Consider the following 16646-nt stretch of genomic DNA (forward strand, 5'->3'; position numbering starts at 1 on the left):
CTGCGCCGGGCCCGGCGTGCACGTCCACCGGGTCCGGCAGGCTCGGGCCTCGTGGGGTCACGAGCCGCACAGGGTGTTGTCCGTTCAGCGCCGATGTTGTCCGCCTGATCTGCCCGGCCGGTCGACGCACACACTGCGGGTGCCTGAGGCGATGGGGCCGAAGGCGATTCGGCCGGCCCGCCCGCGGGCCCGGCGCAGACCGCGGGGCCCGCACGGGCCTCGCCGCAGAAAGGAATCACCATGACCGCGCAGATCATCCCCCTGCACCCGCATGACGTCGTCGAGCCCGATCCCGATCCGGCCGACGACCAGGGCGTTCCCGAGTTCGTCGATGTTCCGGTCGCCGCAGAGCGCCCGCGGTCCGGTCGGCTGCGCCGGGCCTACGAGCGGGGCATGGCGACGGCCGAGTACGCCGTCGGCATCCTCGCCGCGGTGGCCCTCGCCCTCGTCCTGCTGCACATCTTCACCGACAACCAGTTCTTCCAGAAGATGCTCAAGTTCGTGCTCGACCTCATCGACAAGGTCGCCCCGATGATCGGTTCCTGACCGCATCGCCCGGTGGCGCGCCGGGCCCACCCCCTCCGGCGCGCCATCGTCCGGGCGGGCCCGGCGGGCCCACCCCGTTCGAGGCCGACTTCGCCCGGCCTGTTCCGTTCGGGCCTGGCTCGCCCATCCGTCGGTCCCGTCCGGCTCGTCATCCCGCTCGGCTCGTCCCCTTCGGCCGGCCCAGCCCCACCGCCGGGGTCCTCGCGCGGTCCGGCGACGTCCAGTCGGACCGTCCCAACCATTCAGAAGGACAGAACGATGCGCGTCATCCGCACCATTCCAAGTCGCTGCTCCCACGACCGGTGCTTCCCCGACCTCAGCATCCGGCGCGCCCGGAGCGCCCGGAGCGCCCGGCGAGGCGCCGAGCGCGGCATGGTCACCGTCGAGCTGGCCGTCTCGATCCTCTCGGCCGCGCTCATGGCCTCATGCCTGTGCTGGGTCATCGGCGTCGTCGGTGCCCAGATGCGCTGCCAGGACTCCGCGGTCGCCATCGCTCGGCAGCTCGCCCGGGGCGACGAGGCCGCCGCCGAGCGCGCCCGCGCCTCGGTGCCGCCCGGCAGCGAGGTCCTCACCGACGTCGACGACGGGGTCGTCCGAGTGAGTGTCACCGATGAACTGCGGTGGGGTCGCCTCGGGCCGGTTCGGGTCAGTGGTCGGGCCACCGTCACCGAGGAGCCCCACGCGAGGGAGCAGCGGCCATGACCGCGCGGACGGACGGGCCCGACGCGGCCCGTGCGACGCGGCCCGCCACCCCGGTCCGGTCCGGCGGTCCGGCCCGTCGATCCGGTCTGGTCCGTCGCCATGGTCCGACCCGTTCAGGCGGGGTCCCGCCCGAACGCGCCGTCCGGCCCGTCCTCGGCGACGACGAGCGGGGCTCGGGCACCGCGCTGTCCGCCTCGATCATCGTCGTCCTGTGCGTCACCGCCTTCTGGGTGCTTGTCCTGTCGGGCTGGATCGCCAGCGACCAGCGCGCCAGGCAAGCCGCCGACTTGGCGGCCCTCGCCGGGGCGCACGCCCACGAGAAGGGCGCATCGGCCTGCGACGCCGCCCGTGAGTACGCTCAGCGCAACGGCGGTGAACTCGCCGACTGCGACGTGAGCGCCGGCGGCGGGGAGTACATCGTCCACGTCGAGGTGTCGGTCGAGCTCCGGCCGGCGCTGGCGGGGGCTCCCTCCCGGGTGAACGAACGGGCCCATGCCGGCTTCCTCGTCCCCGACGAGGATCCGGCCGCCCGGCGGGCCGGCCCGAACGTCCCGGAGTCGGCCCAGGACGAGGACGGCCCCGATGGCTAGCCGCACTGCCCGGGGGGAGGCGACGGGTCGGCGCCCGGTCACCGGTCCGGTCATGGGAGCGGCCTTGGCCGGCGGCATGAGCCTTCTCATCGGCGTGGGCCCGCTCACCGGGCCGGGTCCTGTCATCGGCGTGGCCGTCCGGTGCGCGGGACTCCGCTGGGCGGCGGTCGTCCGGCGCCCGGTCACCGGTTCGGCCACGGGAGCGGTCCCGGTCGGCGGTCCAGCTGCCGACGCGGCGGCGGGCGATGGAACGACGCCCGGCGCCGGAGACGCCGCGGCAGTCGTCCCAGCCGGCTCAGTCGCCGATGAGAGCGGCGAGCAGCTGTGCGGCCGCCTCCTTGTCGAGGTGTTGATTGGCGTTGCCGCACTTCGGCGAGACGACGCACGCCGGGCAGCCGTCGAAGCAGGCGCAGGTGCGCAGCCGCTCCAGCGTCGCCCGCCCCCATTCATCGGCCATCTCGTAGCCGCGCGCCGCGAAGCCGGCGCCGCCCGCCACCCCGTCGTGGACGATGATCGTGCACAGCTCGGTGTCCGGGTGCACCACCATCGACACCCCGCCGATGTCCCAGCGGTCGCATGGGGCGAAGGCCGGCAGCAGGCCGATCGCCGTGTGCTCCACCGCATGCGCGGCACTGCCCAGCCTGACCGCCGAGAGGCCCAGACGGTCGGCCACCTCCTGCGGCACCGTCCACCACACCGCCTTCGTCACCATGCGGTGCTCGTCCAGCTCGAGCGGATTCTCGTCCCACACCTGGCCGGTCCTCTCGTCCCGACGCAGGTAGCCGATCACCTGCGTGACGAGCTCGACGTCGCCGGTGCGCACCTGCGTCGCGCCGAAGCGCCGACCGGCGTCCTCGTGGAGGATGCGCGCCTGCGTCGTCGACAGCGGCTGCGTGTGATAGCCGGGGCGCTGCCTGCGCACGAGCGCCTCGCGGCGCTCCGGAGCGAAGCGGTCCACCACGTACTGCTCGCCCTGCTGGAGGTACACGGCGCCGGGGAAGACGCTGCGGTCAGCGGCCTCCAGATCCACTTGGCCGAGGACGCGCCCCGACTCCGTCTCGACGATGTCCAGCGGCCCGCCTTCCAGACCGCGCAGGTCGATGGCGTCCACCGCCCGTTCCGGCCTCGGCCAGAACCATCCGGTCCGGCGGCGGCGCAGCAGCCCGGCCGAGGCGAGCTGATCGGCCAGCGCGGCCATTCCTGGGCCGAACCAGCGCGCATCGTCCGGCTGGAGCGGCATCTCCTGGGCGGCGGCCGCCAGGTGCGGGCCGAGCACGTACGGATTGTCCGGGCTGAGTACCGTGCGCTCCACGGGGGCGTCGAAGATGAGCTCGGGGTGCGCGAACAGGTAGGCGTCCAGCGGGTTCTGGTTGGCCAGCACCACGACGAGGGCGTCGCGATCGGCCCGCCCGGCGCGCCCGGCCTGCTGCCACAGCGAGGCCAGTGTGCCGGGGAAACCGCAGATGAGCACGGCGTCCATGCCCGAGATGTCCATGCCCAGCTCAAGGGCGTTCGTGGCGGCCACCCCGGCCAGTCCGCCGGTCGTGAGGGCGTGCTCGATCTCGCGCCGGTCACCGGCAAGATACCCCGCCCGGTAGGCGAGGACGCGGCGGTCGGTGCGCAGGCTGCGCCCCGCCCCTTCCGCCACCAGCTCGGACTGGGCGCGGCTCGGCACGAAGGCGATCGTCTGCCTGCCGTCGTCGACGAGCCTCGCGAGGAGGGCCGCGGTGTCGGTGCCGGGGTCGCCCTCGGGCCGCCACAGCACCACGTCGCGGGCCGGGTGCGGTGCCGTGTCCAGCGTCACCTCGTCGATCGGTTCGGGCTCGCCGATGAGGCGCGCCGCCGACTCGCCGGGCGAGGCGGATGTCGCGGAGGCGATGACGAACACCGGGTCGGAGCCGTAGGCCCGGCACAGCCTGCGCAGCCGCCGGATGACGCAGGCCACCTGCGCGCCGAAGACGCCGCGGTAGCGGTGCCCCTCGTCGATCACGACGTGGCGCAGCCCGCCGAGCAGGCGGGCCCATCGGGCGTGCCGGGGGAGGACCGCATGATGGAGCATGTCCGGGTTGGTCAGCACGAGGCGCGCGTGCTCGCGAGCGAAACGCCTTGTCGCCGCGTCGGAATCGCCGTCCAGGGCGACGATCGGCCAGCCCTTCGGGCCGAGTTCGCGCGCCACGCGACGCTGGTCGTGCGCGAGCGCCTTCGTCGGCGCGAGGTAGAGGGCCGTCGGTTCGCGGTGGATGCCCAGCAGCGCACGGGCCGACGACGCTGTCGCGGCGCGCCCCGCCCGGGGGCGGCCTGGGGGCCCGCCCGGGAACCGGGGGAGACCGTCCGGGGGAGGACGGCGTCCCTCCGAGAGGTGCGGGGGCCCGCCGGACGGGTGCGGGGCGTCTGCGCCCGCCCCGGCCTCGGCCCCGGGCCGTGCGGGGCCCATGGGGGCGCCGGTCCCGCCCGGGGCGCTGCCCGGCGCGGCCCTCCCGGAGGGGCCGTCCGTCGGGATTCCGTTCCCGACGGCTTTCTGCGGTGCGCCGTCCGGCGGAGCCCCGGCCGTGGCGGAGTTCGTCGGAACCCCGGCCGGGGCCGTGTCGGCGATGATCGCCAGCAGATAGGCCAGCGTCTTGCCCGAGGCGGTCGGCGTGGAGACCGCCACGTGACGTCTGGCGTGCATGAGCTCCGCGACTCGTACCTGGTGCTCCCAGGGGGTTTCGATGCCGTGGGCAACCAGGCCCTCGCGGTGGTGCGGGGAGAACCACGCCGGCCACTGCCCGCGCCTGCCCCCGGTGGCGTCGCGGTGGTCGATGTGGATCGCGCTGGGATGCTCGCTCAACCACTCGGGGACTGCCATGAAGCCCATTGTGCCCGCAGGCCTCGTGCCCGCCGCCGGCTGCCGACTGGAGGTCCACATCTCCACGCCGGCCGTGAGAAGATCCGGCAGCGCCTCTCGTGCCCGCCGCCGGCTGCCGACTGGAGGCCCACTGCGCGCGGGCCTGCAGCCGTGACCGCCACCGCCGACACCGGGCCGAGCGGAGGTCTACTACGCGCGCGGGCCCGCATGCCAACCCAGCGGGCCATGGAGCTCGGTCTGGGAGGTCCACTGCGCGCGGCCCCCACGAGCTCGACGTCCGAGTCGTCGAGCTGCTGGACGGAGGTCCACTGCGCGCGGGCCCCACTGCACGTCCGCGTAGTGCCCGCCGCGCATCGGCCGCTCGTCGCCCGGTCCTCGTGGCGTCCATCTCCTGCACGAGCGCGGACAGGGCAGACTGGTTGTGGGTCATCGTGGGATCCTTGGAGCTTCTGGCGGAATCCGGACAGATCCCACGATGACCCACCCAAGACCTCAACAGCCCGAGCACATTGCCACGGGAATGCCACCACGCTATGGGACTCATCCTCGTGGTGCCGCCGGACGGCCCGCCGCGTCCGGTCGGACGCCGCATCGGATCGGGCCCCGGACGCCCTGCCGCAGGCGTCCTCGTCGTCCGCGCATCTTGCGGAGCGGGCGCCCTTCGTCCTCGCTCGGACTCCGGGCGCCCTGCCGGACCCGTCGTCGGCGGCCCGGCCGGACGGCGCCCCACCTGCCGCCCCTGTGTGCCACAGTGGGGCCATGCTCAGCAGTCAGGCCGTCGACGCGCTCCGCGTCGTCCTCGTCGACGCCGGGTACACCGTCGACGCCGTGCTCGAGCGGCTCGGCCCCTCCGGCAGCGAGGGGCTCGCGCGCAATGCGACGATCCCCGCGCTGCACGTCCTCGGCGCCGCCGACGACGCTCAGGCCGTCCTCATCCGCCTCTTCCCCCTGCAGCAGACCCTGCTGCGCGGACCGGTCGAGCGGGTGCTCGGCGCCCGACTGCTCCGGTCCCTGATCGACGAGGGCGTTCTTCGGGAGTCGGGGCCCGCGGCGTTCCCCGTGCCGGGGGCGGCGCCGCCGGCCGGCGACCCCCTTCCGACGGGGCCCGCCCCGGGCGGCCCCCGCGTCAGGGCGGCCGTCGACATCCGCCCCTACGGCTTCGAGGACGCCGACGGCTCCTGGTCGGGCTGGGTCGCCGCCGATCCCGTCCCGGGGCTGGACGGGATCGTCACGCCCACCCGTCCCGACTACGTGCTCGGCGTCAGCCCGGCGTCCACCTCGCTGTCACGGCTGACCGTCCCCGACCGGGTGGGCACGGCCCTCGACCTCGGAACCGGATGCGGCGTGCAGAGCCTGCACCTGGCCCGCCACGCCGGCCGTGTCGTCGCCACCGACCTCAACCCGCGGGCCTGCGAGCTCGCCGGGCTCACCATGGCTCTCAACGGCATCGACCGGGTCGGGCTGCGCGAGGGCAGCCTCTACGAGCCCGTCGACGGCGAACGCTTCGACCTCATCGTCACGAACCCGCCCTACGTCATGAGCCCGCCCGACGACGGCGCCGAGCGCCTCGTCTACCGCGAGGGGTCCTTCGCCGGCGACGGCCTCGTCGAGAGGGTCGTCCGCCGGGGGCCGCGGCACCTGACCGGCGGCGGCCTGCTCCAAGTGCTCGCCAACTGGGCCGACGGAGGCGGCGCGCGCTGGCAGGACCGCCTGTCCGGATGGGCGGCCGGCACCGGCTGCGATCTGTGGGTGATCCAGCGCGAGAGACTCGACGTCTACGAGTACATCGAGATGTGGCTCACCGACGCCGGCCTGGCCGGCAGCGACGAATGGGGCCCCCGCTACCGCCGGTGGCTCGACTACTTCGAGAGGCTGGGCATCACCGGCGTCGGCATGGGGTGGATCATGCTGCGCAACTCCGGGGCCGCCCGGCCCCGGATCCGCATCGAGGAATGGCCCTACGACATCGGCCGACCCGTCGGGCCCGCCCTGTCATCCGGGTGGCGGACCCTCGACGCCCGCTCCCTGGACGACGACGCGCTCCTCGCCACCCGCTGCACGCTCGACCCCGACGTCGTCCAGGAGACCACGGGCGCGCCCGGGGCCGCCGACCCGAGCCATGTCGTCCTGCGCCGGACCACCGGGCTGCGAAGGGCGATCGAGGTGGACACGGCGCTGGGCGGCGTGCTCGGCGCCTGCGACGGCGAGCTCCCGCTGGGCCGGATCGTCGACGCGGTCGCCGAACTGCTCGGCGACGACCCCGCCGCGCTGCGCGCCCGACTCGCCCCGAGACTGCGCGACGCCCTCGTCGACGGCTTCATCACCGTCCGCCCGTCCGATGCCCCGCCCGCCTGATGATCGGTCCCGCCGCCACGGCCCGCTCCCGGGCGCGATCCGCGCCCGGTCCCGCGAGCGGAGGCGCCTCCGCATCATCCGTCCTCGGGCACGCGGTTCGACGCCCCAGGGCTCTGGCTGCCAGACGGCCCCTCGGCGCCCGCTCCCGGGCGTGCGGTTCCCCGAGCCTCACGACGCGTGGGCCGACACGGCCGACGCACCCACATTCTCCCGGCGCGCGGTTCGCCGTCGGCGTCCGGCGAGGCTATGGTGAGCCCCACACGGGGCCGGTGAGGATCGACCCCGTGCCCGTTCGGTACGACGGGCGCCGGTCCGGTGAGCGCTACGATCTTGGCGTCCGTCCACCCGGGCGAACGGTCATCGGCCCGTCCCGGGGCCGTCCAAGGACGAAGGCACACGAAGGATCACTGTGGCAGACACACCGCGCCGGCTCGTCATCGTCGAGTCCCCCACGAAGGCGACGAAGATCGCCGGTTACCTCGGCCCCGGCTACGTCGTCGAGTCGAGCCGCGGGCACGTGCGCGACCTCCCCACCAGCGCCGCCGAGGTGCCGGCCAGGTACAAGGGCCAGCCGTGGGCGCGCACCGGGGTCAACGTCGACGCCGACTTCACCCCGATCTACGTGGTCAGCGCCGACAAGAAGGCCACGATCCGCAAGCTCAAGACCGATCTCAAGGACTCCGACGAGCTCTACCTGGCCACCGATGGTGACCGCGAGGGCGAGGCCATCGCATGGCACCTGCTCCAGGAGCTGAAGCCCACGGTGCCGGTCAGGCGCATGGTCTTCCACGAGATCACCCGGGACGCCATCCAGGAGGCCGTGGCCCACCCCCGCGAGCTGGACGAGGACCTCGTCCAGGCCCAGGAGACCCGCCGGATCCTCGACCGTCTCTACGGCTACGAGGTCAGCCCCGTGCTGTGGAAGAAGGTCATGCCGCGCCTGTCCGCCGGCCGCGTGCAGTCCGTCGCCACCCGTCTCATCGTCGACCGGGAGCGCGAGCGCATGGCCTTCCGTGCCGCCTCCTACTGGGACCTCGAGGCGACCCTCGACGCCGGGGCCGAGGCCTCCCCGCGCGAGTTCACCGCCCGACTGGTCGGTCTGGACGACCGCCGCATCGCCCAGGGCGCGAGCTTCGACTCCCTCGGCAGGGTCAAGGGCGACGTCGTCGTCCTCGACGAGGCCGCGGCGGCCGTGCTCGCCGCGGCCCTGGAGAAGGCCCCGTTCTCCGTCGCCGGCGTCGAGGCCAAGCCCTACACCCGCCGTCCGGCGGCGCCCTTCCGCACCACGACCCTGCAGCAGGAGGCGGGCCGCAAACTCGGTTTCACCACCGACCGCACGATGCGCATCGCCCAGGAGCTCTACGAGGGCGGCTGGATCACCTACATGCGCACCGACTCGGTCACGCTGTCTGACCAGGCCGTCGACGCCGCGCGCGACGCCGTGCGCTCGCTCTACGGTGCCGACTACCTGCCCGACCGGCCGCGCATCTACGCCAGCAAGGTCAAGAACGCCCAGGAGGCCCACGAGGCCATCCGTCCGGCCGGCGCGAGCTTCCGCACCCCGGCCCAGTCCGGGCTGAGCGGCGACCAGTTCCGCCTCTACGAGCTCGTCTGGCAGCGCACCGTCGCCTCCCAGATGGCCGACGCCACCGGCCAGCAGATGATCGTGCGCATCGAGGCCTCCTGCCCCCAGCGCGTCGACCTCGGCGAGCGGGCCGGCGCCGTGCGCACCGCACGGTTCGCCGCCTCCGGCCGCACCATCACCTTCCCCGGCTTCCTCAAGGCCTACGTCGAGTCCACCGACGACCCGGCCGAGCGGACGACCAGGCTGCCGCGGCTGTCCCCCGACCAGCCGCTCGACCCGGTCCGGGTCGCCGCCGAGGGGCACGCGACGAAGCCCCCGGCGCGCTTCACCGAGCCGAGCCTCGTCGCCAAGCTCGAGGAGCTCGACATCGGCCGCCCGTCGACCTATGCGTCGATCATCCGCACGATCACGAGTCGCGACTACGTCTTCAAGAGGGGCGCCGCGCTCGTGCCGACCTGGCTGGCGTTCGCCGTGACCCGCCTGCTCGAGGAGCACTTCACCGCGCTCGTCGACTACGACTTCACGGCCGACCTCGAGGAGCAGCTCGACTCGATCGCCAAGGGCCAGGTCGACCGGCTCGAGGTGCTGCGCGACTTCTACTTCGGTCCGCAGGACGGGCAGGCGTCCGGCCGGTCCGCGCGCGAGGGCCTGCACGAGCTGACCAGGGCCCTCGGCGACATCGACGCGAGGGCCCTGTCCACCTTCCACCTCGGCGACCTCGACTCGGGCGTCGACGTGCGGGTCGGCCGCTACGGCACCTACGTCGAGGACGAGGATGCGCACCGCGCCAACGTGCCGGAGGACATGCCCCCCGACGAGCTGACCGTCGAGGCGGCCCGTGAGCTGCTGGCCAGGGCCGGCGGCGGCGACCGCGAGCTGGGCCTCGATCCGCAGACCCACGTGGCCATCGTCGTGAGGAACGGCCGCTTCGGCCCCTACGTCACGGAGGTCCTGCCCGAGGACGAGGCGCCGGCCAAGGGCTCGAAGAGGGCGAAGCCGCGCACGGCGAGCCTCTTCCGCTCGATGGACCCGGCCTCGGTCACCCTCGACGACGCCCTGCGGCTGCTGTCCCTGCCGCGCGTCGTCGGCGGCGAGGGCGAGGACGTCATCACCGCGCAGAACGGCCGCTACGGCCCGTACCTCAAGCGCGGCACCGACACCCGCTCGCTGCCCAGCGAGGAGGCCATCTTCACCACGACGTTCGAACAGGCCGAGGAGCTCTTCTCCCAGCCGAAGCGCCGCGGCCGCGCCGCGGCGGCCCCGCTCAGGGAGCTCGGCGCCGACCCGGCCAACGGCAGGCCGGTCGTCGTCAAGGACGGCCGCTTCGGCCCGTACGTCACCGACGGCGAGACGAACGCCACGCTGCCCAGGACCGACTCCGTCGAGGCCGTGACGCTGGAGCGCGCGGCCGAGCTGCTCGCCGCCAAGCGCGCCAAGGGGCCCGCCCCGAAGCGGCGCGGCTCGCGCGGGACGGCGAAGAGGGCCACTGCGAAGACGAAGAAGGCCACGACGAAGAGGACAGCCAAGGCCTCCGGGGCCGCCGGCCCGAAGGGGGCGGCCGGTTCCGCAGCCGGGAGTGCGTCGGACGCCCGGGCCGGGGAGAGGCCCGGAACGGCCGCCGGGAGCACGGCGAGGGCGACCGAGTAGGCCCTCCTCCCGCCTGCGGGGCGGGGCGGGGACGGCCTTCGTGGTAGGACTGGCAGTCGAGACCCTCCTCCTGACCGCGGCAGGGGCCGGCGGGCAGGACCCGAACACCGATCCGAGGAGCGGGCATGAGCGCACATGAGAGCAGGAACTGGTTCTTCGAGACGCCCTGGCACGTGCAGGCGCCCGAGCTCACGAGCACCGCGCTCGACCTCGACCGGGTCGTCCTCCTCGACGACCCCGATGCCGGGCAGGTGCGGCTGACCGTCCTCGACACGTCGACCGAGCGCCTGCTCCACGCCGGCGTCATGGTCGCCCAACGCGTCGTCGGGGGATCGGGGGAGTGGTTCGTCCGGGCGCCCGCGTGGGGGCCCTGGCTGCCCGACGGACGGTCGGGGCCGATCGCCTCCGACGGCGACTCGGAGCTGCCCGACGAGGTCGCCGATCTCGTCGCGCCCTTCCGCCGCCGGGCGCGCCTGGGCCCGGTCATCGGCTGCACCCGGGCGCGCGCCCGCTACGGGATCCTCGACGAGTCCGGCGGGATCCTCGCCGTGCTCACCGACGACCGCGTCACCGTGCGCCGCGGCGGCATCGCCACGGGCCGTTTCCGCGAGTCCACCGTCGACGTGGCCCGTCTCAGCGCCCAGCAGCGGGCCTTCGTCGCCGAGCAGATGGCCCAGATCGGTGCGGTGCGGGTCGACGGGTTCAAGGGCCTCTTCGCCCGCGTCGGCGAGCTCGCCCCGGCCCCCGCTCCCATCGGCGGGCGGCCGGCGGACCCGACGACGGCCGGTTTCCTGTCCTGGCTGCTGGCCCGGCGCTTCCACGCGATCGTCGGCGCCGATCTCGAGCTGCGCAGCGGCGGGACCGACGACCCGGACGCCCTGGCCGGGGCCCTGCGCGGCTTCCGCGGCGAGCTCGACGTCCTGCGCGGCGTCGCCGACCCGGCCTGGCGCGCCGACCAGCTCGGCCGGCTGGACGTTCTCGAGGCCGCTGCGCCCGGGGCCGTCCGGAGGATGGACGAGTACGACGAGCTGCTCGACGCACTCGAGCTGGCGGTGCGCATCCCGCGCGTCGACGATGCCGCCGCCGAGCGGGCCGATGAGGCCCTCGGGGCCAGGCTGGGCACCGAGCTCGCCGGTCTGCGCGCCGGCGCCGACTTCGCGGTCGGTCATCCCGACGACGACGCGACGTGGGCCCAGGCGCTGGCCAGCGCCGAGCGGGCGCTCGCCCTCGTCCGCGCCGGCCGACCAGCCATCCGCAAGGCCAAGCGCACCGCCAGGCTGCTCGAGCGCATCGTGCGGGGCCTCGCGGCGGCCCAGGGGCCCGAGCCCGAGCCGGAGGGGCTCGCCGCGATGACGCCGGAGCAGGCCTACCGCGCCGGACGCGCCGCCGAGCGCGCCTGCGCCCGGGCCTCGGCCGCCCGCGCCGCCTTCGTCGGGGACTGGCCGGGCCTGCGCGACGACCTGCCGAGGGCCTCCGGGGGCTCCCGGCCCCGGCCCGGCCCGGCGCGCGTCGTGGAGGCCCTCACCGAGCTCGGACGGCAGGGCTGACCGTGGCGGCATCCGGGCGCTCCCGTGCGGGCAGGCTCGTCGTCTTCGAGGGCGGCGACGGGGTCGGCAAGTCCACCCAGGTGCGCCTCGCCGCCCGCGCCCTGGCCGAGGCCGGCGTCGAGCACGTCGTGACCCACGAGCCCGGCGGCACACGACTCGGCGAGGCGCTGCGCGGGCTGCTGCTCGACCCCGCCACGGGCGACGTGGCACCGCGCGCCGAGGTCCTCCTGTACGCCGCCGACAAGGCCCAGCACCTGCACCAGGTGGTGCGTCCGGCCCTCGACCGCGGGGCGGTGGTCATCTGCGACCGCTACCTTGACTCGATGCTCGCCTACCAGGGCGCCGGGCGGGTGCTCGACGTCGAGGACGTCGCCGCCATCGGCGCGTGGGCCACGGGCGGGCTCGTCCCCGATCTCACGGTGCTGCTCGACATGGACCCGGCGCGGGCCGTCGGCGTCAAGCGCGGCAGGGACCGCCTCGAGCAGGCGGGCGACGGCTTCCACGCGCGGGTGCGCCAGGGCTTCCTCGACCTCGCCGCCCGGGCGCCCGAGCGCTACCTGGTGCTGCCGGCCCGCACCGGCCGCGAGCACCTGGCCCGGTTGATCCGCCACCGGCTGACCGGGCTCGGCATCGAGGGGCTGCGGGGGTGACCGCCCAGGAGGAGCCCGCAATCGCTGCCCGTCCGGCGGGTCGGGTGGTCGGAACGGGGACACCGTGGCGCCCCGGACCGGTGGGCGGACCCTGGTGACCACGGGTGGGGGCCTCGCCGGTCAGCCCGGTGCGCATGTGGCCGGCCATGGCGTGGCCGATGATCTTCTTGCCAGATGCAGCCCCGTGACCGTGGCCAGGTAGACGGATCCTTGCCAGGTCGGGATGCAGGGTGATGTCACCGACCCGTGTCACCGCCGGCGCGTCGGCGGTGACGTTCCTGCGGAGCCTGTCCGGCCGGCCCGGGAGGTCCGCGGCCTGGATGGTGGTTCGGGCCTTCTTCCTGGGTTGACAAGGAGTCATGCCGTTTGCGGCCATGATCTTCCGGAGGCTCTAGCGCGCTGGCTTGGATTCCGTGGCGGGCGAGTTCGGCCCGGATGCGGCCGGTGGCCGCAGAATCTGCTCGGACTCGTCGAAGAACCGGGCGATGGTGGCGGCCGGGGTCCTGTCTTCTCCGGGCTGTTGCCGGCAAGGGTCGGTCGCGTCAGCCATACTTGGCGTTCACCGGGACTCCTGGGCGAAGAAGACCGTCGCTTTTTCAGGAACTCGGCTTCCATTCGGGCTTCGCGGAGCTCCGCCTTCAACCGTCGTGGCCTCCGGCGTTCTCCTCGCTCGAAGAGTTCTCCGTCCCGGGTTCTGGATGCTCTGTGCGCCATTCAGGCGCGGTGAAGGGAGCGTTGGGCACGTCGAGGCCCTCCAGACGGGTGTGTGAGAGCTCCCATCATCGGAAGGCCTCGACCCCTCTGCCCAGCCGCCACGCCGAAACCCCTACCTACACCCTCATCCGGGAAGAGCCATCAAACGGCGAAACTCAGGATTTCCCTTCAGGGGGCTCGTCTCGTTTCCCTGGGATCTCCCTGAGGGGCACGCTCATACGCGCCAAAGAGGCCTCATGAAACCGTCTCACCCCCTTGACACGGGTGCTCGGTCGGGTGTCTCGTTAAAAATGATGGATGCTTCTCCTTCACGCGAATACGACGCGTAGGGGCAAGAGTGGCAAGAGTTTAGTTGTCGTCGTCGTGGTGCGCTGTTCGCAGGTCCATGACGGGGCTGACTGGGAAAGAAGATGGAAACTATAATGATTCGGTTCTATGGCTGTCATGGAACAGGATCGTTTCTGGTTTCGCGGGGTGGGAGGTGCTCGAAGTCGTGGTCGACGGTGTGTCCGGTGACGTGTGAGGCGGACGCGCCGAGGGTTTCTTCGGGGGTCTCGTGCTGAATGTTCGCGGTGTTGTTCCTGGCCGTGTTCCGGACGTTCTCGGCGGGGTTGTGGTCGGGCGCGTACGGCGGCAGGAAAACAGGGGTGATGCGCTCCAGCAGTTGACCCGGCTGGTGGAGGCCGGTCAACGCTTTCGCGTGGTGGGGGGCGGGCGTTGTCCGGGACGACCGCGATCTTCTCTGTCTCGGTTTCTCGTTGGAGCCGGTCCGGTGCGAGGATCGTCTGCCAGGTGTTCTGGTTCCCCTCGGTCGGATACGGCGTGACTGTTCTGCTGGTCGGGGGGGAGGGCGCCGGAGAAGGACTGGGACGTCCTCTGCCGGTCCACGGACCGCTCTGGTGCGCTGTCCTCTGGGGGCTGCATCCGGCGGGTCCAGGCCTCGTGCTCGGGGCGGGCCTCAGTCTTGCGGTGTGGGCCTTCCAGCCCTGGCCCGACAAGCTTTTGACTCGGGTCGTCGCCCAGGCCATGCGTCTGGTGGTGGCCGGCTCGTCGCGGTGCTCGTCGAACGGGTCGGGCGGTTCGGGGCTCGGCCCGCACAGGGGCGGGAGCAGCTGGTGGGAGGGGCCCGACTGGTACCGGCCGTCGGACAGGATCTTCACGGCGTCACCGCAGGTCACGGCGTCACCGCAGGGCCGGGACGTCTCGGAACCCGGCGCGGGCACCCGTCTGGGAGGGGCGGCCGGGCCAGGATGGTCTCGAGTTCTTGCTTCCGGGCGCGGGCGGGTTCCGTCGCGTCCTGGTTCCCCGCGTGCCCGGCCGGGACCCGGCGCATCCTGGTGGCCTGCCAGTCGGCCGGCCGTTCCTGCACGGTCCTCTCCGTGCGCTCGACCGTCTCTGCGATGGTGCCCGCATCGACGCCTCGGGAGGCGTGCAGGACCGCTTCGGCCTTCATCCGCACCAGCACATGATTGTCGGAACGCTTCCTCCACCCGACCAGGACGGCGGTCTCCTCCGGGGCGACCCCGACCCGCACGCCCCCACCGCATCCGAAACGGCACAGGAAATCCACGAAAAACACGGTTCCGTTTCATGTCAGCCATACATGGAATCCTTGCTAAAAAGGAGGCTTATTAACAGGGGACCAGATCGCGATCATCGCCCCTGATCACAGCGTAATCCACAGGCGCTGTGAATAAACCTTCAGGATCGTGAAGCGAGACTTTGAGGGTTATTTAAAACTATGGCCGTCATGAAACAAAATCGTTTCTGGTTTCGCGGAGTGGGAGGTGTTCGGAGTCGTGGTCGAAGGAGCGTCCGGTGACGTATGGGGCGGACGCGCCGAGGGTTTCTTCGGGGGTCTCGTGCTGGATGGTGACGGTGTTGTTCTTGGCCGTGTTCCGGACGTGCCCGGCCGGGTTGTGGTCGGGCGCGTACGGCGGCAGATGAATCGGCGTGATGCGCTCCAGCAGCTGACCCGGCTCGTAGAGATCGGTCAATGCTTTCGCGTGGTGGAAGCGGGCGTTGTCCAGGACGACCGCGATCTTGCCGGTCTCGGTTTCTCGTTGGAGCCGGTCCAGGGCGAGGATCGTCTGCGCGGTGTTCTGGTTGCCCTCGATCGGGTACAGTTTGACCTTCTTGCTGGTCAGGGAGAGCGCACCGAAGAACGACTGGGACGTCTTCTTCCGGTCCACGTACAGCTTGGTGCGCTGCCCCCTTGGGAGCCACATACGGCGAGTCTCGGCCTCGTGCTCGGGGCGGGCCTCGTCTGCCGTGTAGGCCTCCCAGCCTTGGTCCAACAAGCTCTTGACCTGGGCCTTCACCTCGGCCATGCGCCGGGTGATGGCTTTCTCGTTGCGGTGCTTGTCGAACGGGTCGGGCAGCTCGAGACTCAGCTCGCACAGGCGCAGGAGCAGCTGGTACGAGGAGTCCGACTGGTACTCGACATCGAACATGATCTTCACGACCTCACGTATCGCCGGGACGTCCCAGAACTCGGCGTGAACACCGGACCGGGAGGGCGGCTGGGCCAGGATGGCCTTGAGTTCTTCCTTCTGGGCGCGGGTGAGTTTCGCCGCGTTCTGGTTCCCGGCATGCCCTGTCAGCACCGAGCACATCCGCGTGGCCCGCCACTCGGCCAACCATTCCAGCACTGTCCGCTCCGTGCGCTCAACCATTTTCGCAATGATGCTGATACTGACTCCTTCGGAGGCGTACAGGACAGCTTCTGCTTTCATCCGAACCAGCACATAATTGTCGGAACGCTTCTTCCATCTGATCAGGACGGCGGTTTCTTCCGGGGTGACCTCAACCTGCATGCCTCAATCATATCCGAAACGGCACAGAAAATCCACGAAAAATACGATTTCGTTTCATGTCAGCCATAGCTCGTTATCAAGGGAGAACCAAGATTGGATCTGACAAGGATTTTAATAAACCTCTTTGCATAAGTTTTTAGATCGAAAGGTTGCCAATGGCTAATTTTGTGGCATTAGCTGTTTGCTGTGCAATAGTTGGAGCTGCATTATTTTGCAGTGCTTTTTTTGCTTCGAGGGGAATTTTACCAAGAAATCGTTGGATTGGGATTAGATTAGGATTCACGCTTTCGAGTGATGTCGCATGGAGAATAGGGCATCGAGCAGCATTGAAATGGGGTGCTGTGGCTGTTATGGATGATGTTTGCTGCTTGACGGCAGGGTTGGTGCTTCTTCTCTATGATGGAGGGCCGCAAAGAGCTGTCTGGGGCCCGGGTGCGGCACTTGCCTCTAATGTGTTAATTTTTGTCCCATATCTCGTATCTGCGTACAAGGCGACGAGAGATGTCTCAACGATTGATAATCATTAGAAATTCACAGATAAGCTTGGTCAGTGGGATCATGGGGGCTTGTTCGCAGAACCCATGGAGGGTGCTTCGACCAGGAGCTGTGGTCGTGATTCAACCCCTGTGAATGAGTCTCATGGAATGAA

General features: G+C 71.5%; 12 protein-coding genes. 8 read left to right on the plus strand and 4 right to left on the minus strand.

Annotation, left to right across the window (positions count from 1 at the left end):
• Positions 1-240 precede the first annotated feature (240 nt).
• From EGX94_RS08195 to EGX94_RS08205, 3 genes are all read left to right on the plus strand, one after another.
• Positions 241-546: a DUF4244 domain-containing protein gene (locus EGX94_RS08195; RefSeq protein ID WP_021798555.1), complete on the plus strand. Its 306-nt coding sequence runs from the start codon at positions 241-243 to the stop codon at positions 544-546.
• A 258-nt stretch (positions 547-804) separates the two neighbouring features.
• Positions 805-1248: a TadE family type IV pilus minor pilin gene (locus tag EGX94_RS08200; RefSeq protein WP_021798556.1), complete on the plus strand. Its 444-nt coding sequence runs from the start codon at positions 805-807 to the stop codon at positions 1246-1248.
• Complete coding sequence (locus EGX94_RS08205) at positions 1245-1838, plus strand: Rv3654c family TadE-like protein (protein ID WP_021798562.1); 594 nt, start codon at positions 1245-1247, stop codon at positions 1836-1838. Before EGX94_RS08200 ends, EGX94_RS08205 begins: the two co-directional genes overlap by 4 nt.
• Positions 1839-2133: 295 nt before the next feature.
• On the opposite strand, the gene EGX94_RS08210 is transcribed toward EGX94_RS08205, so the two are convergent.
• The gene (locus EGX94_RS08210) at positions 2134-4683 is read right to left on the minus strand and encodes a DEAD/DEAH box helicase (protein WP_123826165.1); all 2550 of its coding nucleotides are present in this window, start codon (positions 4681-4683) and stop codon (positions 2134-2136) included.
• Between the two features lie 759 nt (positions 4684-5442).
• Between EGX94_RS08210 and EGX94_RS08215 the strand changes: the two genes are divergently transcribed.
• The 4 genes from EGX94_RS08215 (at position 5443) to tmk (ending at position 12467) form a co-directional block, all read left to right on the plus strand.
• The gene (locus EGX94_RS08215; RefSeq protein ID WP_021796666.1) at positions 5443-7038 is read left to right on the plus strand and encodes a DUF7059 domain-containing protein; all 1596 of its coding nucleotides are present in this window, start codon (positions 5443-5445) and stop codon (positions 7036-7038) included.
• Between the two features lie 409 nt (positions 7039-7447).
• Positions 7448-10270: a type I DNA topoisomerase gene (topA, locus tag EGX94_RS08220; protein ID WP_021796668.1), complete on the plus strand. Its 2823-nt coding sequence runs from the start codon at positions 7448-7450 to the stop codon at positions 10268-10270.
• A gap of 125 nt (positions 10271-10395) precedes the next feature.
• Entirely contained in the window at positions 10396-11817 is a 1422-nt protein-coding gene (locus EGX94_RS08225) for a hypothetical protein (protein ID WP_123826167.1), read from the plus strand.
• Complete coding sequence (gene tmk / locus EGX94_RS08230) at positions 11814-12467, plus strand: dTMP kinase (protein WP_028706577.1); 654 nt, start codon at positions 11814-11816, stop codon at positions 12465-12467. Before EGX94_RS08225 ends, tmk begins: the two co-directional genes overlap by 4 nt.
• Positions 12468-13623: 1156 nt before the next feature.
• Here the strand turns inward: tmk and EGX94_RS08235 are convergent.
• The 3 genes from EGX94_RS08235 to EGX94_RS08245 form a co-directional block, all read right to left on the minus strand.
• The gene (locus EGX94_RS08235; protein ID WP_123826169.1) at positions 13624-13872 is read right to left on the minus strand and encodes a hypothetical protein; all 249 of its coding nucleotides are present in this window, start codon (positions 13870-13872) and stop codon (positions 13624-13626) included.
• Positions 13873-14355: 483 nt separating this feature from the next.
• Positions 14356-14715: a helix-turn-helix domain-containing protein gene (locus EGX94_RS08240; protein WP_123826171.1), complete on the minus strand. Its 360-nt coding sequence runs from the start codon at positions 14713-14715 to the stop codon at positions 14356-14358.
• 214 nt (positions 14716-14929) lie between these two features.
• Complete coding sequence (locus EGX94_RS08245) at positions 14930-15997, minus strand: IS630 family transposase (protein ID WP_021798944.1); 1068 nt, start codon at positions 15995-15997, stop codon at positions 14930-14932.
• Positions 15998-16152: 155 nt separating this feature from the next.
• Here EGX94_RS08245 and EGX94_RS14380 point away from each other — a divergent pair, with 155 nt between their 5' ends.
• On the plus strand, positions 16153-16524 hold the full coding sequence (locus EGX94_RS14380) for an SdpI family protein (RefSeq protein WP_081660811.1): 372 nt from the start codon (positions 16153-16155) through the stop codon (positions 16522-16524).
• Positions 16525-16646 lie beyond the last annotated feature (122 nt).

The organism is Propionibacterium acidifaciens (assembly GCF_003798325.1).
Lineage (GTDB): Bacteria > Actinomycetota > Actinomycetes > Propionibacteriales > Propionibacteriaceae > Propionibacterium > Propionibacterium acidifaciens.

Bases quoted from the DNA above. Each gene is read 5' to 3' on its own strand.
- EGX94_RS14380 (WP_081660811.1), top strand. From the start codon at position 16,153: ATGGCTAATTTTGTGGCATTAGCTGTTTGCTGTGCAATAGTTGGAGCT.
- EGX94_RS08200 (WP_021798556.1), top strand. From the start codon at position 805: ATGCGCGTCATCCGCACCATTCCAAGTCGCTGCTCCCACGACCGGTGC.
- EGX94_RS08245 (WP_021798944.1), bottom strand. From the start codon at position 15,997: ATGCAGGTTGAGGTCACCCCGGAAGAAACCGCCGTCCTGATCAGATGG.
- EGX94_RS08215 (WP_021796666.1), top strand. From the start codon at position 5,443: ATGCTCAGCAGTCAGGCCGTCGACGCGCTCCGCGTCGTCCTCGTCGAC.
- EGX94_RS08225 (WP_123826167.1), top strand. From the start codon at position 10,396: ATGAGCGCACATGAGAGCAGGAACTGGTTCTTCGAGACGCCCTGGCAC.
- EGX94_RS08210 (WP_123826165.1), bottom strand. From the start codon at position 4,683: ATGGCAGTCCCCGAGTGGTTGAGCGAGCATCCCAGCGCGATCCACATC.
- EGX94_RS08205 (WP_021798562.1), top strand. From the start codon at position 1,245: ATGACCGCGCGGACGGACGGGCCCGACGCGGCCCGTGCGACGCGGCCC.
- EGX94_RS08195 (WP_021798555.1), top strand. From the start codon at position 241: ATGACCGCGCAGATCATCCCCCTGCACCCGCATGACGTCGTCGAGCCC.